At 45.1% G+C, this 24,594-nt stretch carries 27 protein-coding genes; 25 read left to right on the plus strand and 2 right to left on the minus strand.

Going from position 1 to position 24,594, the window contains the following annotated elements; all coding sequences use genetic code 11:
* Nucleotides 1-169 precede the first annotated feature (169 nt).
* The 23 genes from ABFV83_RS00855 (at nucleotide 170) to recN (ending at nucleotide 19,605) form a co-directional block, all read left to right on the plus strand.
* A complete protein-coding gene (locus ABFV83_RS00855; RefSeq protein WP_349946981.1) occupies nucleotides 170-709 on the plus strand; it encodes a DUF3877 family protein in 540 nt (179 codons plus the stop codon).
* A gap of 26 nt (nucleotides 710-735) precedes the next feature.
* Nucleotides 736-1,293, plus strand: a complete 558-nt coding sequence (locus tag ABFV83_RS00860) for a C40 family peptidase (protein ID WP_349946983.1) — start codon at nucleotides 736-738, stop codon at nucleotides 1,291-1,293.
* A gap of 165 nt (nucleotides 1,294-1,458) precedes the next feature.
* On the plus strand, nucleotides 1,459-2,466 hold the full coding sequence (gene spoIIIAA / locus ABFV83_RS00865; protein ID WP_349946985.1) for a stage III sporulation protein AA: 1,008 nt from the start codon (nucleotides 1,459-1,461) through the stop codon (nucleotides 2,464-2,466).
* The gene (locus ABFV83_RS00870) at nucleotides 2,459-2,989 is read left to right on the plus strand and encodes a stage III sporulation protein AB (protein ID WP_349946987.1); all 531 of its coding nucleotides are present in this window, start codon (nucleotides 2,459-2,461) and stop codon (nucleotides 2,987-2,989) included. Before spoIIIAA ends, ABFV83_RS00870 begins: the two co-directional genes overlap by 8 nt.
* Nucleotides 2,990-2,999: 10 nt before the next feature.
* On the plus strand, nucleotides 3,000-3,194 hold the full coding sequence (gene spoIIIAC, locus ABFV83_RS00875) for a stage III sporulation protein AC (RefSeq protein WP_013273849.1): 195 nt from the start codon (nucleotides 3,000-3,002) through the stop codon (nucleotides 3,192-3,194).
* An 8-nt stretch (nucleotides 3,195-3,202) separates the two neighbouring features.
* Nucleotides 3,203-3,589 (plus strand): stage III sporulation AC/AD family protein, encoded by a 387-nt coding sequence (locus ABFV83_RS00880; RefSeq protein ID WP_349946989.1) that lies wholly within the window; start codon nucleotides 3,203-3,205, stop codon nucleotides 3,587-3,589.
* A gap of 17 nt (nucleotides 3,590-3,606) precedes the next feature.
* On the plus strand, nucleotides 3,607-4,782 hold the full coding sequence (locus ABFV83_RS00885; RefSeq protein WP_349946991.1) for a stage III sporulation protein AE: 1,176 nt from the start codon (nucleotides 3,607-3,609) through the stop codon (nucleotides 4,780-4,782).
* Between the two features lie 5 nt (nucleotides 4,783-4,787).
* Entirely contained in the window at nucleotides 4,788-5,471 is a 684-nt protein-coding gene (locus ABFV83_RS00890; protein WP_349946993.1) for a stage III sporulation protein AF, read from the plus strand.
* The gene (locus tag ABFV83_RS00895; protein ID WP_349946995.1) at nucleotides 5,419-6,045 is read left to right on the plus strand and encodes a stage III sporulation protein AG; all 627 of its coding nucleotides are present in this window, start codon (nucleotides 5,419-5,421) and stop codon (nucleotides 6,043-6,045) included. Before ABFV83_RS00890 ends, ABFV83_RS00895 begins: the two co-directional genes overlap by 53 nt.
* 15 nt (nucleotides 6,046-6,060) lie before the next feature.
* Complete coding sequence (locus ABFV83_RS00900; RefSeq protein WP_349946996.1) at nucleotides 6,061-6,849, plus strand: SpoIIIAH-like family protein; 789 nt, start codon at nucleotides 6,061-6,063, stop codon at nucleotides 6,847-6,849.
* Nucleotides 6,850-7,019: 170 nt separating this feature from the next.
* Nucleotides 7,020-7,397 carry an Asp23/Gls24 family envelope stress response protein gene (locus tag ABFV83_RS00905; RefSeq protein WP_349948842.1) on the plus strand — a complete coding sequence of 126 codons (378 nt, stop codon included), beginning with the start codon at nucleotides 7,020-7,022 and terminating at the stop codon, nucleotides 7,395-7,397.
* Nucleotides 7,398-7,531: 134 nt separating this feature from the next.
* A complete protein-coding gene (locus ABFV83_RS00910; RefSeq protein WP_349946998.1) occupies nucleotides 7,532-8,959 on the plus strand; it encodes a diguanylate cyclase in 1,428 nt (475 codons plus the stop codon).
* 101 nt (nucleotides 8,960-9,060) lie between these two features.
* Nucleotides 9,061-9,846, plus strand: a complete 786-nt coding sequence (locus ABFV83_RS00915) for an aspartate dehydrogenase domain-containing protein (protein ID WP_349947000.1) — start codon at nucleotides 9,061-9,063, stop codon at nucleotides 9,844-9,846.
* A 94-nt stretch (nucleotides 9,847-9,940) separates the two neighbouring features.
* Nucleotides 9,941-10,849 (plus strand): NAD(P)-dependent oxidoreductase, encoded by a 909-nt coding sequence (locus tag ABFV83_RS00920; protein WP_349947002.1) that lies wholly within the window; start codon nucleotides 9,941-9,943, stop codon nucleotides 10,847-10,849.
* A gap of 65 nt (nucleotides 10,850-10,914) precedes the next feature.
* Nucleotides 10,915-11,358 (plus strand): transcription antitermination factor NusB, encoded by a 444-nt coding sequence (nusB, locus tag ABFV83_RS00925; RefSeq protein WP_025234595.1) that lies wholly within the window; start codon nucleotides 10,915-10,917, stop codon nucleotides 11,356-11,358.
* 3 nt (nucleotides 11,359-11,361) lie between these two features.
* Nucleotides 11,362-12,636 carry an exodeoxyribonuclease VII large subunit gene (xseA, locus tag ABFV83_RS00930; RefSeq protein WP_349947004.1) on the plus strand — a complete coding sequence of 425 codons (1,275 nt, stop codon included), beginning with the start codon at nucleotides 11,362-11,364 and terminating at the stop codon, nucleotides 12,634-12,636.
* 56 nt (nucleotides 12,637-12,692) lie between these two features.
* Nucleotides 12,693-12,905 carry an exodeoxyribonuclease VII small subunit gene (gene xseB, locus ABFV83_RS00935; protein ID WP_013273837.1) on the plus strand — a complete coding sequence of 71 codons (213 nt, stop codon included), beginning with the start codon at nucleotides 12,693-12,695 and terminating at the stop codon, nucleotides 12,903-12,905.
* Nucleotides 12,895-13,782, plus strand: coding sequence for a polyprenyl synthetase family protein (locus ABFV83_RS00940; protein ID WP_349947006.1), 888 nt, complete (start codon nucleotides 12,895-12,897; stop codon nucleotides 13,780-13,782). Before xseB ends, ABFV83_RS00940 begins: the two co-directional genes overlap by 11 nt.
* A 60-nt stretch (nucleotides 13,783-13,842) precedes the next feature.
* Complete coding sequence (gene dxs / locus ABFV83_RS00945) at nucleotides 13,843-15,768, plus strand: 1-deoxy-D-xylulose-5-phosphate synthase (protein ID WP_349947007.1); 1,926 nt, start codon at nucleotides 13,843-13,845, stop codon at nucleotides 15,766-15,768.
* The gene (locus ABFV83_RS00950; protein WP_349947009.1) at nucleotides 15,765-16,571 is read left to right on the plus strand and encodes a TlyA family RNA methyltransferase; all 807 of its coding nucleotides are present in this window, start codon (nucleotides 15,765-15,767) and stop codon (nucleotides 16,569-16,571) included. Before dxs ends, ABFV83_RS00950 begins: the two co-directional genes overlap by 4 nt.
* 45 nt (nucleotides 16,572-16,616) lie before the next feature.
* Nucleotides 16,617-17,474, plus strand: a complete 858-nt coding sequence (locus ABFV83_RS00955; RefSeq protein WP_349947011.1) for an NAD(+)/NADH kinase — start codon at nucleotides 16,617-16,619, stop codon at nucleotides 17,472-17,474.
* An 11-nt stretch (nucleotides 17,475-17,485) separates the two neighbouring features.
* The gene (gene argR / locus ABFV83_RS00960) at nucleotides 17,486-17,935 is read left to right on the plus strand and encodes an arginine repressor (protein ID WP_349947013.1); all 450 of its coding nucleotides are present in this window, start codon (nucleotides 17,486-17,488) and stop codon (nucleotides 17,933-17,935) included.
* 11 nt (nucleotides 17,936-17,946) lie between these two features.
* On the plus strand, nucleotides 17,947-19,605 hold the full coding sequence (gene recN, locus ABFV83_RS00965) for a DNA repair protein RecN (protein ID WP_349947015.1): 1,659 nt from the start codon (nucleotides 17,947-17,949) through the stop codon (nucleotides 19,603-19,605).
* Between the two features lie 431 nt (nucleotides 19,606-20,036).
* Here recN and ABFV83_RS00970 read toward each other — a convergent pair whose 3' ends face one another.
* Entirely contained in the window at nucleotides 20,037-20,870 is an 834-nt protein-coding gene (locus tag ABFV83_RS00970; protein ID WP_349947017.1) for a prenyltransferase, read from the minus strand.
* 55 nt (nucleotides 20,871-20,925) lie between these two features.
* A complete protein-coding gene (locus ABFV83_RS00975) occupies nucleotides 20,926-21,366 on the minus strand; it encodes an ASCH domain-containing protein (RefSeq protein WP_349947019.1) in 441 nt (146 codons plus the stop codon).
* 589 nt (nucleotides 21,367-21,955) lie between these two features.
* Between ABFV83_RS00975 and spoIVB the strand changes: the two genes are divergently transcribed.
* The gene (gene spoIVB, locus ABFV83_RS00980; protein WP_349947021.1) at nucleotides 21,956-23,230 is read left to right on the plus strand and encodes a SpoIVB peptidase; all 1,275 of its coding nucleotides are present in this window, start codon (nucleotides 21,956-21,958) and stop codon (nucleotides 23,228-23,230) included.
* 531 nt (nucleotides 23,231-23,761) lie between these two features.
* The gene (spo0A, locus tag ABFV83_RS00985) at nucleotides 23,762-24,568 is read left to right on the plus strand and encodes a sporulation transcription factor Spo0A (RefSeq protein ID WP_349947023.1); all 807 of its coding nucleotides are present in this window, start codon (nucleotides 23,762-23,764) and stop codon (nucleotides 24,566-24,568) included.
* Nucleotides 24,569-24,594 lie beyond the last annotated feature (26 nt).

Below are 24,594 nucleotides of genomic sequence, written 5' to 3' on the forward strand. Positions count from 1 at the left end.
CTGAAACCTTGACATGTCCCATCTGTAACAGTATAATTAATTGACAGGCAGCGCTAACTGCTTGTCAGTTATGCCCGGTGAAGCGGGGCACGCTGTGAGCAAGCAGGGGCGCGGATTGCGAATATCCGCTTGACATGGACACTACTGGAAAATGACTGGAGTGATAAATATGCAATATGATGCCTTAGAGCAGATGCTCATGAATTCAATAAAAGAAGTGCAGATAAAATTAGGATATGAGAAAGAACCGATTCGTTTCTACTATCCTGGACGTCCATTGATGAAGATACTGAAAATACGCGAAGGCTCTCCTGAGGAAACAAGAGCCGCATTGGAAGGCTTTAAGGAATATGTAAAAGAGCATTTGGGAGAAATCAGAATCACAAAAAGCCAGGAACGCTTTTGCTTTGAGATTCCGCCGGAAGGAATTGAATACGTATATTACCATAAAAAGGACAATGGTTTCTTAAAGGAATTCATTGAAACCGTAGAAAAACCGAATACAACTTTAGAAGATATCTTGAAGGTCTTTCATAAATTTGCCGACGGCAAGGTTATCTGTTTGAAGTCTCAGGAAGAAGATTTCGATTACATCATATTTTTTGAGGATTCATCTATGGATAATTACCGTTATTATATTAAATTTCATGGAAATCACGCCACATACCACAGATTCTTATCCGAAGATGCAGCGGATATGGGCATATAACAATATCATATCAGGAGAGAAGAACAATGCAAAGAAAAAAGTGGATCGCAACCCTGTTTACAGGCCTGGTATTTATGGCCGCTAATCATTTTACTGCCAGAGCAGATATGGCCGCCAATACGGTGATTCCCATTGTGGCTCCGCCGCCCTTTGAGCAGCAGATTGGCCCAGGAGCTGGCCTTGGAGCTGGTCCCGGAAAAGATTTTTCCCAGACAGGACCGGATTTTCCGGCAGGAACAGGGGATCAGGTTGTTTCTTTTGCAAAACAGTTTCTTGGAAATCCTTATGTATATGGCGGGACAAGCCTTACATCAGGCGCCGACTGTTCCGGATTTGTGCTAAGCGTTTATAAGCAATTTGGCATTAACCTTCCAAGGACCTCTGAGGCCCAGGGAGAAGCAGGAATTGACGTAGGCGGAATTGAAAATGCCCGGCCTGGCGATATCGTATCTTACATAGGTCATACCGGTATTTACATAGGGCAGAATCAGCTGATCCATGCAAGCGGTCCAAAGGATGGGATTAAAATATCCTCCGTGGATTTTATGCCGGTTGTTTCAGTCAGAAGAGTATTAGGGAATTAAATCAAAATCAAATCATCTTTGGGCTTATTCCGATGTTTCGTAAGGATCATCAGAATAAGCTCTTTTTTTATGCCCGGCGTATTAAAATGCCTTTCAGCAAGCCAAAAGTTTTTCAGTCATAATTTGTCCCACCCTACATATATTGAGGTAAGAGGAGGGATGAAGGTGGAGAGGAAAGACGAGCTAATCAATATATTTTCCAGGAGCATAAGAGAAATTTTAAACCAGGTGACCGTCAGCTTCGACGAGGTTCAGGAAATCAGGCTCCGGGTAGCGGCTCCTCTTTTAATGGTATACCGGAATGAGGAGTATTATGTGACTCCCAGGGGTTCCCTGAGCAAAGAAGGAAAGGACGCCTATATAGTCTTGAAAAATGAGCTTAAGGAAACCATGGAGTACATGAGCAATTATTCTTTGTATGCCTTTGAAGAAGAGATGAAACAGGGGTTCATTACCATTCAGGGAGGACACCGGATCGGAATCGCTGGAAAGACCATTTTAGACGAATCCGGAATTAAGGCCATGAAATACATATCCTTTATCAACGTCCGGCTGTCCCATCAGGTGAAGGGCTGCGCCTCTGTGGTTTTGCCCTATCTTTATGAGGAAGGGAGAGAAATCTATCACACTCTGATCATTTCCCCTCCCAGATGCGGGAAGACCACTTTGTTAAGAGATTTGATCCGCCAGGTTTCCAACGGTTCTGAGGAGCATGCAGGCCTTACCGTAGGGGTGGTTGATGAACGTTCTGAGATTGGGGCCTGTTATCAGGGGACCCCTCAGAATGAATTGGGAATCCGTACCGATATTTTGGACTGCTGCCCAAAGGCAAGAGGGATGATGATGCTGATACGGACCATGTCTCCCAGGGTGATCGCCGTAGATGAGATCGGAAGCCGGGAGGATCTGGAAGCAATGGAATACGTGATGAACTGCGGCTGCAAGCTGATTGCCACGGTTCATGGGAACTCGATAGATGATTTAAAGCAGAAGCCGATTTTAAGAAAGCTGGTGGAAGAGCGGATCTTTGAGAGATATGTGGTGTTAAATAACCTGGGAAGGATCGGAAACATTGACCAGATTTATGATTCCAGGGGAACACAGCTCTACAAGGCACAGGTGCACCAGATGGGAATGCGGTGGGACAGGCAGGAGTGCATGGCTTATGGATAATACGTGGCTGCGGATATTAGGAGCTCTTCTGGTCATTATATCATGCTCCGGCCTGGGATTTTTTATGGCGGCCCAATGGAACGAGCATTTAAAGACCGTTGAGAAACTTCGTAAAATGATTTTTCTTCTGAAGGGTGAGATTGTTTATGCCAATTCCCCGCTGACGGAGGCATTCGAGCAGGCCGGCAGAAAGGCCGGGGGGGAGATCGGTGTTTTGTTTGAGCACGTGTCGGAACGGCTTTCCTCACAACAGAGGGAATCCTTTTATACCGTCTGGCAGGAGGAAATTGACAAGCTTCCCAGAGAAGTCTGCTTATCAAAAGAGGACAAACAGAATTTAAAAGGCCTGGGAGAGCATTTGGGGTACCTGGATATGGACATGCAGGAGCGGAATATTCTTTTATACTTAGAGCAGCTGGACTTAACAATCGGTTATTTGAGAAAACATAAGCAGGAGAAAAGCCGCCTCTATACCAGCCTGGGTATCATGGGCGGTTTATTCCTAACAATCGTTATGTATTAAGGAGGATAGCATGGGGGTCAATTTGATTTTTAAAATTGCAGCAGTTGGAATCCTGGTTTCCGTCATCTGCCAGGTATTAAAACACAGTGGGCGGGAAGAACAGGCATTCTTAACAAGCCTCGCGGGGCTGATCCTGGTGCTGTTCTGGCTGGTGCCTTATATTTATCAGTTATTTGAATCCATTAAAAATTTATTTGCATTGTAGGTGAGCGCATGACCGTAGTAACCATAGCCATAACAGGAATTGTAGCGGTGCTGTTAGCAGTTTCCTTAAAGGGAATGAAAGGGGAATACGGGACCTATCTGGTCATGGCGGCGGGCTTTTTTATCTTTTTTTACGGCATAGGAAAGCTTACCACCATTCTGGATACCATGAAGGAGATCCAGTCCTATATTAAGATCAACAGCATCTATTTATCCACTCTGGTGAAGATGATAGGAATTACCTATATCGCAGAATTTGCCGCCGGGATATGCAAGGATGCCGGATATGGAGCCGTTGGGACTCAGATAGAGATATTTGGAAAGCTGTCCGTTCTGGCTGTCAGCATGCCCATTCTCCTTGCGCTGATCCAGACGCTGCAGGTATTTTTATCATGACAGAAGGGAGAAAGACCATGAAAAGAACCGCCTTTTTCCTGATGTGCCTTTTGACAGTACTGTTTTTTTGTAAGGACAGCCTGGGAGCGGAAACATCTCCGGGAAAGGAAGCAGCAGCCCCGGCGGAAAATTTAGACCTGGATCAATATGATTTAACGGATATCCAGCAATTTCTGGACCAGGCAAAGGGGAACCAGGGCATGAACCTTTCCTTTAAAGAGCTTATGAAGGATCTGATGGATGGAAAATTAAACGAGGTTATGGGACAGGCCGGAAAAGCTCTTAAAGATCTGCTGATGGGAGAAATAAGAAACAGCGGACATATGATGGGACAGATCATGGTGCTTGGAATCATTGGAGCTGTGTTTTCCAATTTCTCCAGCGTATTTACTGGAAGCCAGATTTCAGAAACCGGATTTTTTGTCACCTATTTGCTTTTATTTACCTATCTGGCGGCCAGTTTTTTCACCAGCGTTACCATCACGGCAAATGTGGTGGGGCAGATCCTGGATTTTACAAAGGTATTGATGCCTGCCTATTTCCTGGCGGCGGCATTTGCGGGAAGCAGTGCATCGGCGGCAGCTTCTTATGAGTTCACATTATTTGTCATCGTTGCCGCCCAGTGGCTTTTGGGACAGGTGCTCTTGTCGCTCATAAGAGTTTATGCCCTTTTAGTCATGGCAGGCCACATTGCAAAGGAAGAAATGCTTTCAAAGCTTACGGAGCTGTTGGAACAGGTGGTTTCCTGGAGCCTAAAGACTCTGGTAGGAGTTGTGCTTGGATTCCATCTTATACAGTCCATGGTTCTGCCCTATGTGGATTCCATAAAGACAGGGGCCGTTCAGAAGCTGATCGGAGCCATTCCGGGAATCGGCCAGGGAGTCAGCTCGGTTGCCCAGATGGTGCTGGGGTCCGGGGTACTTATAAAAAATACCATTGGCGCGGCCGGTATTATCATACTCCTTATCCTCTCCGTGATTCCTTTGCTTAAATTGGCAGTGCTGATGGTTTTATATCAGTGCGTTGCCGCCCTTTTGCAGCCTGTCTGTGATAAAAGGATTGTTTCCTGTATTTCTGAAATGGCAAAAGGCCATAAAATGCTTTTATCTGTAGCGGCCTCCGCTGTGATCCTCTTTGTTGTTACCATAGCGCTTGTATGCGCTTCTACCAATGTGACCTATTATACAGGGTGAGTGGCATGGAAGAATTGTTTAGCTGGATACGTAATATAACCTATTACCTGATTTTTATAACCGTGGTGGGAAACCTCCTGCCAAATAAAAAATATGAAAAATACATAAAATTATTTTCCGGCATGGTTCTGATCCTTTTGGTGTTAAAGCCTATTACAGGGGGATTGAGGCTTGATGATACAATTGCTTACTATTTTGAGTCCATAAGCCTTAAAAAGGAAGCCGGAGAGCTGACAGGGAAGCTTTCAGATATGGAAGGCAAAAGGCTGGAGAGCATGATTGCCAGATATGAGGAAGCGGTTGGAACGGATTTAAAGACCATGGCTGAGACCGACGGTTTTACCTGCAGGGAGACCAGGGCGGAGATTGACAAGGATCAGGAAAGCAGTACCTTTGGCCATGTAGTGCGGGTGACCATGGTTTTGTCATCGGGAGGAACCGGAAAGGAGACGGAAGATATTGCGGTTTCCGGAAATGGGGGGATGCCGGTAAAAAAAGTACCGGAAGTGGAAGAAGTGAAAATAGCCGGTACGGAACAGGAACAAGTTGACGACAGGGCACAGGAGGACGTGAGAAAACAGAAGCAGGAAGAAAATTCCCGGCTTTCTGGTCTTAGAAGACGGATTGCGGAATATTATGATTTGGAGGAACAGGATATTGAAATTCAAATGGAAGATGGGAAAGGATAAATGGCTGATCCTGCTGGCGATTGGAATGATTATCCTGATCCTTACATTTCCCTCCGGTTCGGGTATGGCTGCCAGGGTAGAAAAGACAGCAGAAAGCAAAAACCAGACGACATTGCAGCAAGGGATTGTGACAGAGCCTGGGGATTCGCAAATGGCTGCCCTTGCAGGAACAGACCGGACCTATGAGGAGCAATTGGAGGCGAGGGTGAAGAAAATCTTAAAAACCGTGGATGGGGTCGGTCAGGTAGAAGTTATGATCGTGCTGAAATCCTCAGAGGAGAAGGTACTCCGGGTCGATAAGGACAGTTCGGATTCATCTACTGAGGAAAAGGACAGCTCCGGAGGAACCAGAAAGATCACCAGCGCAGAGAGCAAGGAAAACACAATTCTGACTGGTTCAGGAGAAAATACATCTCCCATTGTGGAGAAGGAGATACGTCCGGAAATAGAAGGAATTATCATCAGTGCCCAGGGCGGAGGCAGTCCAACGGTAAAAGCTGAAATTTCCGGTGCCATGGAAGCATTATTTAACCTGCCCCCACATAAAATAAAAGTATTAAAGAGGGTGGAATAAAAAGGAGTGTCATGTATGAGAATTTGGAAAACAAGCAATGAACCCAAGGTCCCTAAAACCCCAAAGAAAATGGATATGAAGAAACTGTTCCGAAGAAACCAGATTATTATCACCACCTTAGCCGTTATGATCGCTGCCGCTGGATATTTAAACTATGCAGGAAAGCAGGAGGCCGCTTCCGGGACAGACGTCTATGAGGCTGGAATGACTGATATTTCTGAAGAAGATATTTTTGCGGAAAACCAGTCCCTTACCGGCAGTGACAACAGTCAGGAAATTGCAAGTCTTGACCAGGATGCTGAGGATATTGATAAACTGGCAGCAGGAAGTACAGATACAGCTTTAGAAAGTGATGGATCTGTAGATCTGGCAGCTAATGAGACACAGGCAGCCCCAACCGGCCTTGACAATCCTGGAGAAGCAGTGCTTACCAGCGGAATGAACGTATCAGAATACATATCCAGTGTACAGTTAAACAGAGAGCAGGTAAGGGCAAAGAATAAGGATACCTTAATGAACTTAATTAACAATCCTAACATTGAGGAAGCCGCAAAGCAGCAGGCCATTCAGGAAATGATCGATATGACGGCGATTGCTGAAAAAGAAAATGCAGCAGAAACCCTTCTGCTTGCCAAAGGATTTGCAGATCCTGTGGTCAGCATTTCCAGCGGAAAAGTGGATGTTGTCATCAACGCTTCCAGCATCTCAGATCCTCAGCGTGCTCAGATTGAGGACATCGTTAAGAGGAAAACCGAAGTAGGGGCGGAAAATATCGTAATCACCCTTATGAAACTGGAAGAGTAAAAAGCCTTTGCAAACTGTGGACAGTTTTGCTATAATGATTCCAGAACCTAAATGGTTGAAAGTAAGACATCTTTCAATCTCCAGCTTGTGAATCAGGCGGATATGCCTGCATATCCAGTTGATTCATTAGTATACAAATATGAGTACAGGAGGGAATCGCTGTGGCAGAAATGGAAAGCAGAAATACTCACAAGGTATATGAAAAAGATAAAATTGGCGAAGTACAGATTGCAGACGATGTGGTGGCTATCATTGCAGGTCTTGCAGCAACCGAGGTAGAAGGTGTGGATTCCATGGCCGGCAATATCACCAATGAGCTGGTGGCAAAGCTGGGCATGAAAAATTTATCCAAGGGTGTTAAGGTGGAACTGACAGAAGAACATGTATCCGTGGATTTATCCTTAAACATCAAATACGGTTACAGCATACCTACCGTCAGTGAGAAAGTCCAGGAGAAGGTGCAGAACGCCATTGAGAACATGACAGGCTTGACGGTTCTGGATGTAAACATCCGGATTGCCGGTGTAGCATTGGATGAGAATAAATAGATAAAAAAGGTCTATCGCGGGGGCGAACCGGGAAAAGGTTCAGGCCCCCGCTTTTCTTTGCGTTCAAATGAGAAAAATTATTGAATGAACTCCAAATATATCAAAGAATTCTTAAAGGACAGGTGTTTTCATATATGATGACTGATAGGGAGAAAGACCGCTACTCGGTGAGGGTTATGACTTTGTTTGGTCTGGTGGTATCGGTAATTATGGGGATATTCGCTTTAAACATTTATTATTTCAGAGAGGTGGAACAAAGCCTGGCAGAACAGGCTTACCAGGATTTAAAGAGGGAGAATGACGAGGCATCAGCCTATCTTCAGAGAATAATCCGGGAAAGGTTTGAAATGCTGGAGGTGTTTTCTGCATACAGTGATATGCCGGAGGGAACGGAAAAAGAGAAATGGCAGGAAAAAACAGAGGCCTTTAAAAGGGAGGGCTTACGGTTTGGAATTTCCGACGGGCAGGGAATCATGTATTATGGAAACAATAAATCCCAGGATGTTTCTGCGCGCATTGATTATCAGAGAGCATTAAAGGGAGAAAACAGTGTTTTCAGGCTGCCTCCGGAAGACTTTAACGGGCTGGGCGGAATTGTTCTGACTGTTCCGGTCATAAGAGGGGACAGGGCAGAAGGGGCGGCATGTATGGAGTATACCTCTGAAGAACTGGGGAAGTATTTAAATAGTGTAGAGCCAGGCCCAAATGGTGCCAGTCTGGTATTCACAAAATCAGGAGAACTGGTGATCCCGTTCCCTGGGTACGAAAATTATGCCAATATTTTTGATATACTGAAAACCATGGAATTTAGGGAAGGACAATCTTTGGAGCAGATGGAAAAGACGGTAGAAAGCGGCTCTTCCGGGTATGCCACCTACTATCAGGGGGGCAGCAGAAAGCTTCTTTCTTATCAGCCTGCAGGAGTTGAAGACTGGATGGTGGCTTCCCTGGTGGAAGTGGAAGGCTATGATAGTGTTCTTTACAAGATCAGAAGACGGTCTGATATCTTTATTGCAAGCTCAGCGGCCATGGTGGCCTGTACGGTCTTTCTTCTTATTTGTATTATCTATTTACGGAAAAAGGAAACAAAACAGGCGCAAAAGGATTATTTAACAGGCGTTTATACCAGAGAAACAGCAAGAAAACTGGTGGAGCAGAGAATGAAAGGCGGAGGGAAAAAGAGGTTTTATGCCTGTATGTTTCTTGATATTGACGATTTCAAGAAAATTAATGACACCTTCGGCCATCATAAGGGAGATCTGGTTTTGACCCAGGCAGGGCGGATCTTGAGCGCCTGTACAAGAGAAGAGGATGTGATTGTCCGCTTTGGGGGAGATGAGTTTTGCGTCTGGCTGTACGGCTTAGGCGGGAGAAAACAGCCTGAGACCATTGCAAGACGGATATTAAATGCGTTCCACGCCTCCGGAACCATACATGCAAGTATTGGGATCACCCTGGTAGGAGAAAATGAGACGGAATACGACGCTATTTTAAGACGGGCTGATCAGGCATTGTATCAGGCAAAGAGAAAAGGAAAGAATCAGTTTACATTCCAGCTTTAGGCTCTGCAGAAGAACCATGGGGGCCGGCACTCCTTGAAAGTCCTGTTCATTTCAGGTATAATGAAATTTAATGTTTTTAAAATTACTAAAAGGAGAAAAGCATGAATAAGCTTAGACTTGGAATTATTGGAAACGGTTATCTTGGAGGGATTATTGCAGGAGCATGGAGAGATGGCTTATTGCCGGAGTATGAGCTGGTTGGGATCGTTGGAAGGACAAAGGAAAAGACAGATGCCCTTGCTAAGGAAGTTTGCTGCAGCTCCTGTTCTGGAATCGATGAACTGCTGGAATTAAAACCGGATTACATCGCTGAGGCGGCATCCGGAACTTCGGTTAAGGACATGGCGGAGAAGATCCTGTCAAATGGCTGCAATCTCATTGTGCTGTCTATTGGTGCTTTTGCGGATAAGGAATTTTATGAGAAAGTGAAGGCCACGGCCGTTAAACATAATACCAGGGTGCACATCGCATCAGGAGCGGTGGGCGGCTTTGATGTGCTCCGTACGGTTTCTCTCATGGGAGAGGCCACAGCCGGGATCGAGACAAGAAAAGGACCGGAATCCTTAAGAAATACCCCTCTTTTTGAGGAACATTTAATGACCGATGAAGAAAGCACCATGGTGTTTGACGGCAATGCAAAAGAGGCGATCGGGCTTCTTCCTACAAAGGTAAATGTTGCGGTAGCGTCTTCCCTGGCAACTGTCGGACCGGAGAAAACCAGAGTGAACATTCACAGTGTTCCGGGAATGATTGGGGATGATCATAAGATCACTGCGGAAATCGAAGGTGTGAAGGCTGTTGTGGATATTTATTCAAGCACCAGTGCCATTGCCGGTTGGAGTGTGGTGGCTGTTCTGCAGAATATTGTGTCACCCATTGTTTTTTAACCGAATCAAGTAGCAAGGCGGATTGCGAATATCCGCTTGATCCAATCAAGTAAGTCTGCGGATTGCGAATATCCGCTTAACGGAGGATAAGAAGATGTTTGAGAAGTTGGTTGCCATAGAGCCGGTAAGCTTGGTGGAAGAAGCGGAGAAAGAGCTTTTCCACTATGCAAAACAGGTAGTGATGTACCAGGATATTCCCAGTGATGACGAGGAGATCGTAAGGAGAATCGGAGATGCGGATGGGGTGCTTTTAAGCTACACCTCCAAAATCAGCCGGCATGTCTTTGAAAGATGTCCCAATATCAGGTATGTTGGGATGTGCTGCAGCCTTTATTCAAAGGAAAGCGCAAACGTTGACATCGCTTATGCGGAACAGCACGGGATTACGGTTTACGGGATCCGCGATTACGGCGATGTTGGAGTGGTGGAATATGCAATCTGTGAACTGGTGCGCTTTCTTCATGGATATGACAGGCCCATGTGGAAGGATATGCCGGTAGAAATCACCGGATTAAAGGTAGGAATTGTAGGAATGGGTGTTTCCGGCGGGATGGTCGGAAATGCTTTAAAGCTTCTGGGAGCGGATGTATCCTATTACAGCAGAAGCAGAAAGCCCCAGTACGAGGAAAAAGGAATCGGGTACCGCCCGTTAGGAGAGCTTTTAGAGGGCAGTGAAGTGGTATTTACCTGCTTAAATAAGAATGTGATCCTTCTGCACGAAGAAGAATTCAAAAGGCTTGGAAATGGAAAGATCCTGTTTAATACATCCATTGGGCCTGCTTTTGAACCGGAGGATTTAAAAAACTGGCTGGAGGCCGGTGACAACCGGTTTGCCTGCGATACGGCGGGAGCTGCCGGAGATGGAGAACTTTTAAAGCATCCCAGGGTGTTTTGCGTCAATGCTTCGGCCGGGAGAACCAGGCAGGCCTTTGGGCTTTTAAGCGAAAAAGTGCTTGATAATATCCGGCGGTTTTTGGAGAATAGCAAAGTTTCTATTGTATAAAAAACCCTGGTAAGGTATAATAATTCCAAATGTCCAGAAAATCACCAATAGGAGGACCATGGGAAATGACCAGAAGTAAAATGCGCGAACACTGCTTTAAAATGCTCTTTTGTGCGGATTTTTATCCAGCAGAGGAGAAGACAGGGCAGCTTATTCAATATTTTGAGGAACCAAAAGAGGATGATTTAAACGCCGAGGGCGTAGAGGAGATCATCCATGATGTGGATATGAGTGAAGAAAATGCTGCTTATTTAAGAGAAAGGGCAGAGTCCGTTATGGTCAGAATCCCTGAACTGGATTCAAAGATCAATGAAGTAGCCGAAGGCTGGAAGACAAAACGTATGGGTAAGGCTGAACTTACCATTCTCCGCCTGGCTCTGTATGAGATTTTATTTGATGAAGATGTGCCGGAAAAGGTAGCCATCAATGAGGCTGTGGAACTGGCTAAAAAGTACGGCGGGAATGAAGCTCCGGCATTTATTAACGGAGTCCTGGCAAAGCTGGTGTAATATATGGCAAGTGTGTATTCCGTTACCCAGGTCAATGCCTATATTAAGGATATGTTTGCCCAGGATTTTGCCCTGAACCGGATTTCCGTTAAGGGCGAAGTCTCCAACTGCAAGTACCATACTTCCGGCCATATTTACTTTACCTTAAAGGACGGGAAATCGTCTATGGCGGCAGTGATGTTTGCCGGGCACAGGAAAGGACTTGCTTTTAAGCTGGAGGAAGGGCAGCAGGTGGTGGTAAAGGGCAGCGTGGAGGTTTATGAGCGGGACGGAAGATACCAGCTCTATGCCCAGGAGATCACAAAAGAAGGAATCGGTGACCTGTTTGAAAGGTTCCAGAAACTGCGTGATGAACTGGAAGAGATGGGGATGTTTGCCCCTGAATATAAGAAACCCATTCCAAAGTACGGGAAAACCGTAGGAATCGTGACAGCTCCCACCGGAGCGGCTATCCGGGATATTATGAATATATCGGCCAGACGAAACCCTTATGTGCAGCTTTATCTCTACCCGGCCCTTGTCCAGGGGGAGAGCGCAAAGGAAAGCATTGTAAAAGGAATCGAAACCCTGGACCAGATGGGGCTTGATGTTCTGATCGTAGGCAGGGGCGGCGGTTCCATTGAGGATTTGTGGGCATTTAATGAGGAAGTTGTGGCAAGGGCTGTTTTTAACTGCAGCACTCCTGTGATCTCTGCCGTAGGCCACGAAACCGATGTGACCATTACGGATTATGTGGCGGACATGCGTGCCCCCACGCCTTCTGCAGCCGCAGAGCTGGCTGTATTTGATTACAGCCTGTTTGAGGAACAGGCGGAGATGTACGGCCACACCCTTTTAAGGACCATGGAAAGGAAGCTGGAACGCTGCCGGTTCCATGGGAACCAGTACGCCTTAAAACTAAAACTATATGACCCCAGGCGAAGTATCCATGAAAGCAGGCAAAGGCTTGTGGACATGGAGGACAAGCTAAAAAGCCTTATTCTGTCCAAGGCGGCCTCTGACCGTGCAAGGGTGGAAGAAGGAAAGCTTCGCATAAAACAGCTCATAGAAAAGCAGGCAGTCCGGGACAGACACAGGCTGGAGCTTTTTATCAGCCGCCTGGAAGCAGAATCCCCTTTAAAGAGGATGGGAGGCGGATACGGTTTTGTGACCGATGAAAATGATAAGCGGATCGATTCGGTGAAGCAGGTAAAAGCCGGTGACAGGATAGGGCTGAGGCTTAGGGATGGAAGCATGGAGGCTGTTGTCTCCCGCGTTACCCCGGCGGAATCCGGTTAATTTGGCGGCCGGCGTGACGAAGTTCATGGAGACAGGAAATAAGGAGAACCTGATTTATGGCGGCAAAAAAAGAAAAAACCATTGAAGAGACATTTGGAGAGCTGGAAGAGCTCATTAAAAAACTGGAAAGCGGAGAGAGCTCCCTGGAGGAATCCTTCCAGTATTATGAGACCGGCATGAAGCTGGTAAAGTTCTGCAATGAAAAAATAGATAAAGTTGAAAAAAAGATTATCGTGTTAGAGGAAAATGGTGAGGAACATGAACTTTAATGAAATGTTTTCTGCCCGTACAGAGGAAGTGGGGCGTGTTGTAGAAAACTACCTGCCTCCGGTGGAGGGCTATCAGAGTACGGTGCTGGCGGCAATGGATTACAGTGTCAGGGCCGGAGGAAAGAGGCTTCGTCCCATGCTGATGGAAGAAACCTACCGCTTATTCGGCGGCCAGGGGAAAGAGATTGAGCCTTTTATGGCGGCGATTGAGATGATTCATACCTCCTCTTTGATCCACGATGACCTTCCCTGCATGGATAATGATACCCTGCGCCGGGGGCTTCCTACGGCATGGGTCAAGTTCGGTTATGACATGGCGGTGCTGGCAGGAGATGGCCTGCTCATTTACTCCATGGAGACAGCTGCAAAAGCCCTTTCCATGACGGACAGACCGGATCTGGTCGCCAGGTGCATGGGGATTTTGGCAGAAAAAACAGGGATCTTTGGAATGATAGGCGGTCAGACCGTTGATGTGGAGCTGGCAGGAAAGCCCATTCCAAGGGAAAAGCTTGATTTTATTTACCGGCTGAAGACTGGGGCGCTTATAGAGGCCGCCATGATGATCGGAGCCGTTCTCGGCGGAGGGGATGAAAAACAGCTGAAAGTGGTGGAAAACATGGCCTCCTGCCTTGGGAAGTCATTTCAGATACAGGATGATATCCTGGATCTGACCAGCAGCGAAGAGGTTCTTGGAAAGCCTGTACTCAGCGATGAAAAGAACCATAAGACCACCTATGTAACCCTGGAGGGACTAAAAAAGGCGAAGCAGGATGTGGAGAAGATTTCGGAAGAGGCGGTTTCCTGTCTCCATGAGCTTCCAGGGCAGAATGAATTTCTGGAAGAGCTGATCCGTATGCTGGTAAACCGGGAAAAGTAAGCCGAAGTTCAGTTATGCAAATGGCTGAACGATGACGCAAATAAAGGATCTGATAAGAATATGATACTGGAATTAATTAACGGGCCAGAGGATATTAAAAAGCTGACAAAGCAGGAGCTTGAAATATTAAGCCAGGAAATCCGTGACTTTTTGGTAGGGAAAATAAGCATAACAGGCGGCCATCTGGCTTCTAACTTAGGAGTGGTGGAACTGACCATGGCCATTTACCTTGCTTTTGACCTTCCAAAGGATAAGGTTATCTGGGATGTAGGACATCAGTCCTATACTCATAAGATATTAAGCGGCAGGAGAGCGGAATTTGACGATCTGCGGCAGTACGGCGGCATGAGCGGCTTCCCCAAGAGAAAGGAAAGCCCATGTGATGCCTTTGATACCGGACACAGTTCCACTTCCATTTCAGCCGGACTGGGACTGGCCCAGGCAAGGGATGTGCTGGAAGAGGATCATTTTGTGGTATCCGTCATCGGAGACGGCGCTTTAACAGGCGGCATGGCCTATGAGGCTTTGAACAATGCGGCCAGAATGAACAAGAATTTCATTATCATTCTCAACGATAACAATATGTCCATCTCAGAAAATGTAGGAGGTATGCCCACTTATTTAAACAGCATCCGTACCGGAGAAGGGTATCTGGACTTAAAAAAGCACGTGACCAACGTGCTGTCCCGGATTCCGGTTGTAGGAGACCAGATCATCGATAAGATCAGCAGGACAAAGAACGGCATTAAGCAGCTGCTCATACCTGGGATGCTGTTTGAGAATATGGGGATCACCTATCTTGGCCCGGTGGACGGCCATAATATAAAGGCCCTTTCCAGGACTCTCCGGGAGGCAAAGAAGCTTCCCCATACCGTGCTGGTCCATGTGATCACTCAAAAAGGTAAGGGATATGCTCCTGCAGAGAGGAATCCCTCCAAGTTCCACGGGGTTGATCCTTTTGATATCATTACCGGGGAGCCGAAAAAGAAGAAGAAAAATCCCAGCTATACGGATGTGTTTTCCAAAACCATCTGCCGTCTGGCTGAAAAAGATAATAGAATTGTGGCGGTAACGGCAGCCATGCCGGATGGAACAGGCTTAAAGCGGTTTTCCCGTCTGTATCCTGACCGCTTTTTTGACGTGGGAATTGCAGAAGAGCATGCAGTGACTTCTGCAGCCGGAATGGCGGCAGGCGGCTTAAAGCCGGTTGTGGCCGTTTATTCGTCTTTTTTACAGCGAGGCTTTGACCAGATCCTTCATGATGTGTGCATCCAGAATCTGCCTGTAGTTTTTGCCATTGACAGGGCAGGGCTTGTTGGCAGCGACGGGGAGACCCATCAGGGGATTTTTGACTTATCCTTTTTAACAGCAATCCCTAATATGAGTGTGTTTGCACCGAAAAATTTATGGGAGCTTATGGATGGAATGGAGTTCGCTCTGTCCTACAATGGCCCATTTGCGGTGCGGTATCCAAGAGGAGAGGCTTACCAGGGTTTAAAGAAGTTTCGCACTCCCATTGAATATGGCAAGGGAGAGATGCTCTATGAGGAAAAGGATATTGCTCTTTTGGCAGTAGGCAGCATGGTGAGCACGGGTGAGCATGTAAGGCAAAAGCTGAAGGCAGAAGGCTGGAACTGTACTCTGGCCAACGGCCGCTTTGTGAAGCCCTTTGACAGGGAACTGGTGGACCGTCTGGCAAAGAAACACTGGCTCATAGCGGTAATGGAAGAAAATGTCCTTCAGGGAGGATTTGGTCCCGGGGTCACCGCCTATATCCACGAGAATTATCCGCATGTAAAGGTCATGAATATCGCTCTGCCGGATTCCTATGTGGAGCATGGCAACGTATCCCTGCTTCGGAAGGGGCTGGGGATTGACAGCGACTCTATCATATGGAGGCTCAAAAAGGAATATCTTGATATGGAGCGCCAGAATGCGGAATGGAAAAAATACAAAGATAAAACAGGGGAAATAAAAAGGAAATGAAAGAACGTTTGGATGTGCTTTTAGTAAAGCAGGGACTGGCTGAATCCAGGGAAAAGGCCAAAGCTGTCATTATGTCCGGGATCGTCTATGTGGACGGCGAGAAGGAAGACAAAGCAGGTACCGCATTTGAAGAAAATGCAACCATTGAGGTGAGAGGAAACACTCTGCGGTACGTGAGCCGCGGCGGCTTAAAGCTTGAAAAGGCCATGACTCATTTTGACGTGGTCCTGGAAGGCAAGGTATGCATGGATGTAGGATCCTCCACAGGAGGTTTTACGGACTGCATGCTTCAAAACGGTGCCATTAAGGTTTATGCAGTGGATGTCGGTCACGGTCAGCTTGCCTGGAAGCTTCGGAACGATGAGCGTGTGGTTTGTATGGAAAAGACCAATATCCGTTATGTTACTCCTGAGGATATTGCTGATCCAATAGAATTTTCCTCCATTGATGTTTCTTTTATTTCCCTGACAAAGGTATTGGGACCAGTGAAAGCCCTTCTTACGGATGAAGGGGAGGTGGTCTGCCTGATAAAGCCCCAGTTTGAAGCCGGCCGGGAAAAAGTGGGGAAAAAAGGTGTGGTAAGAGAGAAGTCTGTCCATCTGGAGGTGATCCGGATGGTTATTTCCCATGCATTAAGCATTGGGTTTCAAGTGCTTCATCTGGAATATTCCCCTATTAAGGGACCGGAAGGGAACATTGAGTACCTTCTTCACCTTAAGAATCATCAGTCAGAAGAAGCTTGCCCGGAAGCTGACCTTGATCCGGAAAAGATCGTAAACGAGGCTCACGGGAACTTGACATGACGCGAAAGCGGACAGCTAGTATCTTTGCAGGTAAGGAGTTTTATTATGAAGTATTTTTATGTAATCATGAATCCTGATAAAGAGGGAGCCAGAGAGACTGCAAAAGCCATTCGTGACTATCTTACCAGCCATGGGGCGGTCTGCCTGATCGGAGGAGAAGACCGGGAGAAGCAGAAGGGAAAAAGCCACTATACCGATGCTGCTATGGTGCCGGAAGAGACGGAGTGCCTCATTACCTTAGGCGGTGACGGGACTCTTATACAGGCAGCCAGAGACCTGGCAGGACGGAATATCCCCATGATCGGGATCAACCGGGGGACCCTTGGGTATCTGACCCAGGTATCCCGCACAGAGGATATCAATGATGCCCTTTCCGCTCTTCTTGCCAATGATTATAAGCTGGAAGAACGGATGATGTTAGACGGCTGTATTTACCGGAAGGGAACGGCTGTCTGCCAGGATATTGCCTTAAATGAGATCGTCGTAACCAGAAGTGAGCAGTTAAAGATGCTCCAATTTAAGGTTTATGTAAACCAGGAATTTTTAAATGAATACCGGGCGGATGGCCTCATTGCGGCAACGCCTACCGGTTCCACTGCCTATAATCTTTCCGCAGGAGGGCCGATCATTGTCCCGGATTCTAAAATGGTAGTCCTGACTCCAATCTGTTCCCATGCCCTGGGAACAAGGAGCATCGTCCTTTCCGCAGATGACTGGATCCAGATCGAGATGACAGGCAAAAAGGGAGTAAGCCAGGCTGCGGTATTTGACGGAGATACTTCTACGGAGCTTTATCCAGGCGATTGCATCGAGATTCGCCGGGCAGATATTAAGACCATTCTGATAAAGCTGAAAAACATATCATTTTTAGATAACCTGCGCAATAAGATGGCTGGTATATAGGGAGGGGCACTATGAAGCTGGAACGACACAGCAAAATTGTGGAACTTATTGGAAAACACGAGATTGAAACCCAGGAGGAACTGGCCGATTATTTGAACCAGGCAGGCTTTGCGGTTACTCAGGCCACGGTTTCCAGAGACATCAGGGAACTGAAGCTTACAAAGGTTCAGTCTGAGTCAGGAAGACAGAGGTATATGGTGCTTCAAAATCAGGGGTCCTTCAGTGACAAATACATCCGGATCCTGCGAGATGGCTTTTTAACGATGGACATGGCACAGAATATCCTGGTCATTAAGACTGTATCCGGCATGGCCATGGCGGTGGCAGCGGCCCTTGATGCCCTTAATTTCAGTGAAATAGTGGGGTGTATTGCAGGGGACGACACCATCATGTGCGCCATTCGAAGCGCCGATGACACCATACTTATGATGGACAAACTAAAAAAACTCATTACGGGATAAAGGAGGCCGCCATGCTTTCAGAATTACACGTAAAGAACTTAGCCTTGATCGAAAAAGCCGATGTGGAATTTGGACAGGGCTTTAATGTCCTGACCGGTGAAACCGGAGCCGGTAAATCCATTATTATCGGTTCGGTTACCATTGCCCTGGGGGGCAAGACGCCAAAGGATATTATTAGAAAGGGCGCGGAATACGCCTATATTGAGCTGATCTTTACGGTCAGCGATTCGGAAAAAGTCCGCCTGTTAAAAGCGTTTGATGTCTATCCGGATGGAGATGGTACTGTAATCATTTCAAAGAAGATCATGCCCTCCAGAAGCTTAAGCAAAATAAATGATGAAACAGTGACTGCAGGAAAACTGCGGGATATTACGGGCCTTCTCATTGACATTCATGGACAGCATGAACATCAGTCTTTACTCTACAAATCAAAACATCTTGAGATTCTGGACCGCTACCAGGAGAAAAAGTCCCATGAGCTAAAAGAGAATATTGCAGATACATATCGGGAATATGTCCGGTTAAAAGACCGCCTTTCCTCCTTCCTCCTTGATGAGGAAGCCAGGCTTAGAGAAATGGACTTTATCCGCTACGAGATAGAAGAGATCGAGAATGCCGGACTAAAGGAAGGGGAAAAAGAAGAACTGTCCTCCAGATACCGCCTTTTTTTGAATGCAAAGAAAATAACTGAAAGTCTTTCTATCGCCTATTCCGCCGTAGATACGGATTTCATCAGCCGTGCCTTAAAAGAGGTGGAAGGAGTTGCTTCCTATGATGACAGGCTCTCTGCCATAAGGGACCAGCTTTTTGATGCGGATTCCATTTTAAGCGATATCAGCCGGGAAATAAACTCTTACATGGATGACATGTCCTTTGACGAGGATGAATACAGGCAGATGGAAGAGCGCCTTGACGTCCTGCAAAATCTGGAAGCAAAATATGGAGGAAGCATAAAACAGATTTTTAAGAACCTGGAAGAAAAACAGAAACGTCTGGAAGAGTTGGAGGATTATGACGGAGCCAGAAAAAGAACGGCAGAAGAACTACAAAAGGTTTCGGACCGTCTGGAGCTTCTTTCCCAACAATTATCTGACATGAGAAAGCATACGGCTAAGGAACTGACAGAGAAGATAAGGGAAGGGCTTAAGGACTTAAACTTCATTGATGTGGAATTTTCCATGGAGTTTTCACGCCTTGGCCATTATACAGCTAACGGCTTTGACGAGGCGGAGTTTTTGATCTCCACCAACCCGGGAGAGGCTTTAAAGCCTTTGGGCATGGTAGCTTCCGGCGGCGAACTGTCCAGGATCATGCTGGCCATTAAGACTGTACTGGCGGATACTGATGACATACCGACTTTGATTTTTGACGAGATTGACACCGGAATCAGCGGGCGCACAGCCCAGAAGGTATCGGAAAAGCTGGCTTACATTGCCGGGAACCATCAGGTAATCTGCATCACCCATCTGCCTCAGATCGCTGCCATGGCTGACTGCCATTACGAGATCGCTAAATCGGTGGAAGAGGGCAGGACGGCCACTTCCATACGCTCTTTGAGCGGGGAAGAGGTGGTAGAGGAGCTGGCAAGGCTTTTGGGCGGAGCGGAGATAACCGAAGCAGTGAGAGCCAATGCAAGGGAAATGAAGCGGCTGGCAAAAGAGGGCAGATAACCCTTTAACCTTTTGCAAATATGCCTCACCTTTTGAATATATGGCCCACAGAGTTGTAGTGAAAGGAATAATCATTGAAGGATTATATTGCTGAATGCGTAAACATGTTAGGTGATTTTTGCGGGAAGAGGGATATTCTGGCTTATGCAATGAAGTAATGAATGCTTTTGAGAAATTGAAAAAAGAATACGCTCATATGATACGGACAGCAAATCCTTTGTACGTGTCAGTGAAATAAATTTCTATTTTTTGTGCCTATTTTCTCATTGGAATTTCTGTCCCTTTCAAACATGATTTTGAACCGTGTCCTGAGGGGTGATAAAATGCCGCAAACCGCATAAACATTATGTTTTTGCAGGATTGCGGCATATTCTTTTTTAAAACTGCTGCATTTTTTACTGTCTGTTTATACTGTTAAGCTTTCTTGCTTACTATTTATTTAAGTTTTTTAAGATTTCATTATAATGTCTTGTTGCTAATGCGCTGGGCTCGCCCTTTTTGCAGAAAGAGAGTTTTGCCAATTTAGGTACGACTCGCTCAACTATGATTTGGCCGTTAACTGTTTTTGATTTTAAATTTTCAAACGCTTCAAGGAAACGGCTATCGTTTTTTGCACGGTTATAAAAGGATAAGACATAGACGTATTCAAACAAATTGTAATTGCGGAAAGGGTATTCGACCTGCATAAACAGCGTTCCTATACCATAATGGCAAGGACCCATCGGTTTGCGGATAACCCAATGTTCAAGCAAAAAATCTACGGCTTTATCAAGCGCCTGTTCTTTGTTTATATAATCGCTAAAACGAAATGCATCAAGCACATTCAGCGTAGGCTTTGGATTGGAATACTCGGTTTCTTCGCCATGGCCAAATGAAAACTTATTGCAGCGCCAGCCTCCGTCTTTATATTGTGTATCCAAAAAATACCGAAAAGTTTTTTGGATTTTGCTATCAGAGGTATATCCCAAGTGACACAATACATTGGCAGCAATTGCTGTTTGGCATGGATAAATACTGCCTTTTGGATATATTTTGAAACGGCCGTCATCCTGCCATACACTGAAAATCAAATCAGCCGCCGCTTTCAAAACAGGCTCTTTAACTGACATTCCAAGTTCCGATAAATAAAGCACACTTTCAAAGGTTGAAAACGGCGAACCTTTCAAAAGCCGTTTGTCGGGAGTTGCCCAAAGGTCAGCTCCATTATCATGCCTATGAGATAATATGGTTTCAATATCTGATAAATATTGATTTTCTACCGCCATTTTGCAGTCCTCCACAACAGTTACGACGCCCATTTACTCGTCAAAAATCCGGATTTTATGGTTTATATACTAATTCAAATTCTTCGCATACTACAGGCATATTCTCATCAAATAATTTTCCGGCTTCAGCCATGCATTTGCTAAAAAACTCAACGTGCACCTTTCTCCAATATTCCAACGAACCATCGCCTTCGCCTTCTTTCCCGGCATGATCCCCACGAACTTCCCTAAATGGAACGATATAAACTTTCGTTGTTTTAATAATACATACCGCCTCATTCTTTGAATTAAGAATAACACTATAATCGCCTTTTTTTGGCAGTGATTCATTCTCCTTTTCATATAAAGGATATGCTGAGGCTGTTCCGGTTTTAATGCCTCTCAATACCAATTCTGCCAGTTCATCGGCAGCAGCGCCAAAGGCCCATGATTGATATTCTGTTTCTATGACTTGATTTTCAGCCACAAATTTATTCCACATCTGTTCTGCATTCATTATATTTTAAGCACCTTTTCTTTAAGATATCTTTTATATCGCAAAATATAAATTTTCGATATATCAGCTTTTACTTTATCAGAAAATTATACTATATTTCCTGTAATAATTCTACACAATTTCGTAATGAATATCTATTTACAAAAAGGTAATAGGGGTCTGGGATACCTGCAATTGAATTTTTGGAAGGGATATTCCTTTCCTGGATTTGCTCAAATTTTCACTCCTTAAAAATCGGTACACAAGGAAAAGGGAACAAAAGGGATAAGTGGAAAAGACTTTGTTAAAGCTATTTTAACCAACTGGTTTTGTACAATTTAAAATCAGTTTTTTCTGTTTAATCAATAAAAAAACGGAGATCATAATAGTAGATAAAAAGAATATTCATGATATTTTTTAAAATTATTAATTTTGAATTGTTCAGCCAGACTGATCATAAGGCTTAAAAAGATTTTCATTCTATTGAATGGCTGCCACCGAAAGAAAATAGTTACAACTAAAATATGACAGTGTGATTTAAACAATTTCTCACATACTAAGAAAGGAGCAAAAAATTGTCTCCTTTCATTCACCTAAGGAGGTATGCGAGATGGGAAAAAATAGAATTCATAAACTTATAGTAAGAGCGTTCTGGGTCAGCCTGATCTTTTGCATCGGATTTTCCTGGTTCTATATGAAGCGGGTAATTCCCGATAAGTTAAATATCGTTGCACAGGAAGAAGAGCAGTTTCATTTCTCCATGCCTTTTGATGTGACGCTGTCTTCCGACAGCGAGGAAGTGGTATTAAATAACGGATCAAATATTCCTTCCGATAAGATCCACCTTCAGGTAAACCAGCCATTTTCCCTGTATTCGGAAAACCAGGGAAGCTATAAGCTGGGGCTAAAACTCTTTGGCTGGATCCAGTTAAAGGACATACAGGTGAATGTAGTAGATACCAAATATGCCGTTCCTTGCGGCACTCCCATTGGAATCTACTTAAAATCTGACGGCATCATGGTAATTGGTACCGGAGATGTAACAAAATCTGACGGAATGGTTGTGGAACCGGCTTTTGGGGTCCTGCAATCAGGAGATTACATTGAGGCCATTAATGGAACCCCTTTAAAAGACAAGGAAACTCTGATGAATGAGCTTGGTAAGATAGGCTCCTCCGAAGCAGTGTTAAAAGTCAGACGGAACGGAGACACCATTGATGTAAAAATGAATCCTACGGAAGCGGAAGACGGAACCTACAAGCTGGGAGTCTGGGTCAGGGATGACACCCAGGGAATCGGTACCATGACTTATGTGGATATGAACGGACAGTTCGGCGCATTGGGCCATGGAATCAGTGACAGTGATACCGGTAATGTGGTCCAGATTACTGATGGGGCTCTTTATGAAACAGCGATTCTTGGAATTGAAAAGGGAACCTTTGGAAAGCCGGGAGTGATGAGCGGCATCATTTATTATGGACCTGGCTCAACTCTGGGAACCATTACCGCCAATACAGAAGAAGGAATATTTGGAAATGTAAACGAGAGATTTAAGCAGAGTATGGGACAGGATGCTATTCCCATTGGTTACCGGCAGGATGTGAAGAAGGGAACCGCCTACATCCGCAGCGATGTGTCCGGAAAGGTGCGGGATTATGAGATTGAGATCCAGCGTGTGGATTATTCCACCACTCATAAAAGCAAAGGAATGGTGATTAAGGTCACGGATCCCGACCTTTTGGCCCTGACCGGCGGAATCGTACAGGGTATGTCAGGAAGCCCGATTATGCAGGATGGAAAGCTGATAGGAGCCGTAACCCATGTGTTTATCCAGGACTCAACAAGAGGGTATGGGATATTTATCGAAAACATGATCAATCACTGATTTAAAAGCCAGAAAAGAAAAGAATAGAATCGTAAATAGTTACGGCTCCGTTCTTTTCTTTTTTCATATTTTTGTATAAATAATAATAATTACAATGGATTTTAGAGAAGAAATATTATTTTAGGAAGTTTTTCACAATAAATATGCAGATATATTTTACTTAATAGTCGAAATGTAGTAAATTAAGTTACGAGAAAACCTTTATTTTATAAATTATGCTTTTCAAGGTAATTATAATGTGATAATATAGGAATCGTGGGATGGAAAAAATAGGGATTTTTTTGCCGACAAGGAGTTTCAATTTTCAACACCATTGAAAAATAAAAGGGCCGGCAAGGCTTGGAACCGGGGTAGGGCTTTTCGACCTTTGACGCATCAAAGGAAAAAAAGTGTTCCGGAAAATTACTTAATAAGCAGATCCTATTGTCGAATAATGCGATAGAATCCCATTGCGGCATGAGCCAGGGCAAGACTATAATGGCTTTACACTAGTTTTAATCTATTTTGAAGAATCAGAAGGAGAGTATCAATATGTCAGAAATTAGTATTGCGATTGCAGATGATAACCTGCAGACATTGAATCTGCTGAATGATATACTGGAGGGAGAGGAGGATTTTCACGTCGTAGGAAGAGCGGATAATGGCGAAGACGCTTATAACATGATCCTCAAAACAAGTCCTGATGTTGTCTTATTGGATGTGATTATGCCGAGAATGGACGGAATATCGGTAATGGAGCGGGTGCGCGGAAATGGCGCTGTTACAAAGATTCCGTCGTTTATCATGGTCACAGCGGCAGGAAGCGAGAATATTACTGAAGATGCTTTCCGAATGGGGGCAAATTACTACATAATGAAACCGTTTAATAAGGACATTATCGTCGATAAGGTACGAAGGGTAGGACAGAGAAAGTCGAAGGCGTCCAGCCTTCAGGGGATGAAAAAAGTAAAACCCTATGTCAATAAAACGGAGTATATGGAACAGAATCTGGAAAATGATGTAACCCAGATGCTACATGAAATAGGAATTCCGGCACATATTAAGGGATATCAGTATTTGAGGGATGCCATTGTGATCTCCGTACAGGATCAGGAAATGCTTACCTCTGTCACAAAGATACTTTATCCATCCATTGCAAAGAAACATCAGACAACTCCCAGCAGAGTGGAGCGGGCCATTCGTCATGCCATAGAGGTGGCCTGGAGCAGGGGAAAGATGGATACGATCAATGAATTGTTTGGATATACCGTAAGTACCGGCAAAGGAAAGCCTACAAATTCCGAATTTATTGCTTTAATTGCTGATAAGATAAGACTGGACTATAAAAAACTTTCCTAATTTGTAAATTTTGATACTTCCTTATT

Source organism: Lacrimispora sp. BS-2 (assembly GCF_040207125.1).
In the GTDB taxonomy this organism is placed as follows: Bacteria; Bacillota; Clostridia; order Lachnospirales; family Lachnospiraceae; genus Lacrimispora.

What these genes read in the sequence shown, in the direction of transcription:
- ABFV83_RS00855 (WP_349946981.1), top strand. Translation starts at nt 170, where the DNA reads ATGCAATATGATGCCTTAGAGCAGATGCTCATGAATTCAATAAAAGAA.
- ABFV83_RS00860 (WP_349946983.1), top strand. Translation starts at nt 736, where the DNA reads ATGCAAAGAAAAAAGTGGATCGCAACCCTGTTTACAGGCCTGGTATTT.
- ABFV83_RS00870 (WP_349946987.1), top strand. Translation starts at nt 2,459, where the DNA reads ATGGATAATACGTGGCTGCGGATATTAGGAGCTCTTCTGGTCATTATA.
- spoIIIAC (WP_013273849.1), top strand. Translation starts at nt 3,000, where the DNA reads ATGGGGGTCAATTTGATTTTTAAAATTGCAGCAGTTGGAATCCTGGTT.
- ABFV83_RS00880 (WP_349946989.1), top strand. Translation starts at nt 3,203, where the DNA reads ATGACCGTAGTAACCATAGCCATAACAGGAATTGTAGCGGTGCTGTTA.
- ABFV83_RS00885 (WP_349946991.1), top strand. Translation starts at nt 3,607, where the DNA reads ATGAAAAGAACCGCCTTTTTCCTGATGTGCCTTTTGACAGTACTGTTT.
- ABFV83_RS00890 (WP_349946993.1), top strand. Translation starts at nt 4,788, where the DNA reads ATGGAAGAATTGTTTAGCTGGATACGTAATATAACCTATTACCTGATT.
- ABFV83_RS00895 (WP_349946995.1), top strand. Translation starts at nt 5,419, where the DNA reads ATGATTTGGAGGAACAGGATATTGAAATTCAAATGGAAGATGGGAAAG.
- ABFV83_RS00900 (WP_349946996.1), top strand. Translation starts at nt 6,061, where the DNA reads ATGAGAATTTGGAAAACAAGCAATGAACCCAAGGTCCCTAAAACCCCA.
- ABFV83_RS00905 (WP_349948842.1), top strand. Translation starts at nt 7,020, where the DNA reads ATGGAAAGCAGAAATACTCACAAGGTATATGAAAAAGATAAAATTGGC.
- ABFV83_RS00910 (WP_349946998.1), top strand. Translation starts at nt 7,532, where the DNA reads ATGATGACTGATAGGGAGAAAGACCGCTACTCGGTGAGGGTTATGACT.
- ABFV83_RS00915 (WP_349947000.1), top strand. Translation starts at nt 9,061, where the DNA reads ATGAATAAGCTTAGACTTGGAATTATTGGAAACGGTTATCTTGGAGGG.
- ABFV83_RS00920 (WP_349947002.1), top strand. Translation starts at nt 9,941, where the DNA reads ATGTTTGAGAAGTTGGTTGCCATAGAGCCGGTAAGCTTGGTGGAAGAA.
- nusB (WP_025234595.1), top strand. Translation starts at nt 10,915, where the DNA reads ATGACCAGAAGTAAAATGCGCGAACACTGCTTTAAAATGCTCTTTTGT.
- xseA (WP_349947004.1), top strand. Translation starts at nt 11,362, where the DNA reads ATGGCAAGTGTGTATTCCGTTACCCAGGTCAATGCCTATATTAAGGAT.
- xseB (WP_013273837.1), top strand. Translation starts at nt 12,693, where the DNA reads ATGGCGGCAAAAAAAGAAAAAACCATTGAAGAGACATTTGGAGAGCTG.
- ABFV83_RS00940 (WP_349947006.1), top strand. Translation starts at nt 12,895, where the DNA reads ATGAACTTTAATGAAATGTTTTCTGCCCGTACAGAGGAAGTGGGGCGT.
- dxs (WP_349947007.1), top strand. Translation starts at nt 13,843, where the DNA reads ATGATACTGGAATTAATTAACGGGCCAGAGGATATTAAAAAGCTGACA.
- ABFV83_RS00950 (WP_349947009.1), top strand. Translation starts at nt 15,765, where the DNA reads ATGAAAGAACGTTTGGATGTGCTTTTAGTAAAGCAGGGACTGGCTGAA.
- ABFV83_RS00955 (WP_349947011.1), top strand. Translation starts at nt 16,617, where the DNA reads ATGAAGTATTTTTATGTAATCATGAATCCTGATAAAGAGGGAGCCAGA.
- argR (WP_349947013.1), top strand. Translation starts at nt 17,486, where the DNA reads ATGAAGCTGGAACGACACAGCAAAATTGTGGAACTTATTGGAAAACAC.
- recN (WP_349947015.1), top strand. Translation starts at nt 17,947, where the DNA reads ATGCTTTCAGAATTACACGTAAAGAACTTAGCCTTGATCGAAAAAGCC.
- ABFV83_RS00970 (WP_349947017.1), bottom strand. Translation starts at nt 20,870, where the DNA reads ATGGCGGTAGAAAATCAATATTTATCAGATATTGAAACCATATTATCT.
- ABFV83_RS00975 (WP_349947019.1), bottom strand. Translation starts at nt 21,366, where the DNA reads ATGAATGCAGAACAGATGTGGAATAAATTTGTGGCTGAAAATCAAGTC.
- spoIVB (WP_349947021.1), top strand. Translation starts at nt 21,956, where the DNA reads ATGGGAAAAAATAGAATTCATAAACTTATAGTAAGAGCGTTCTGGGTC.
- spo0A (WP_349947023.1), top strand. Translation starts at nt 23,762, where the DNA reads ATGTCAGAAATTAGTATTGCGATTGCAGATGATAACCTGCAGACATTG.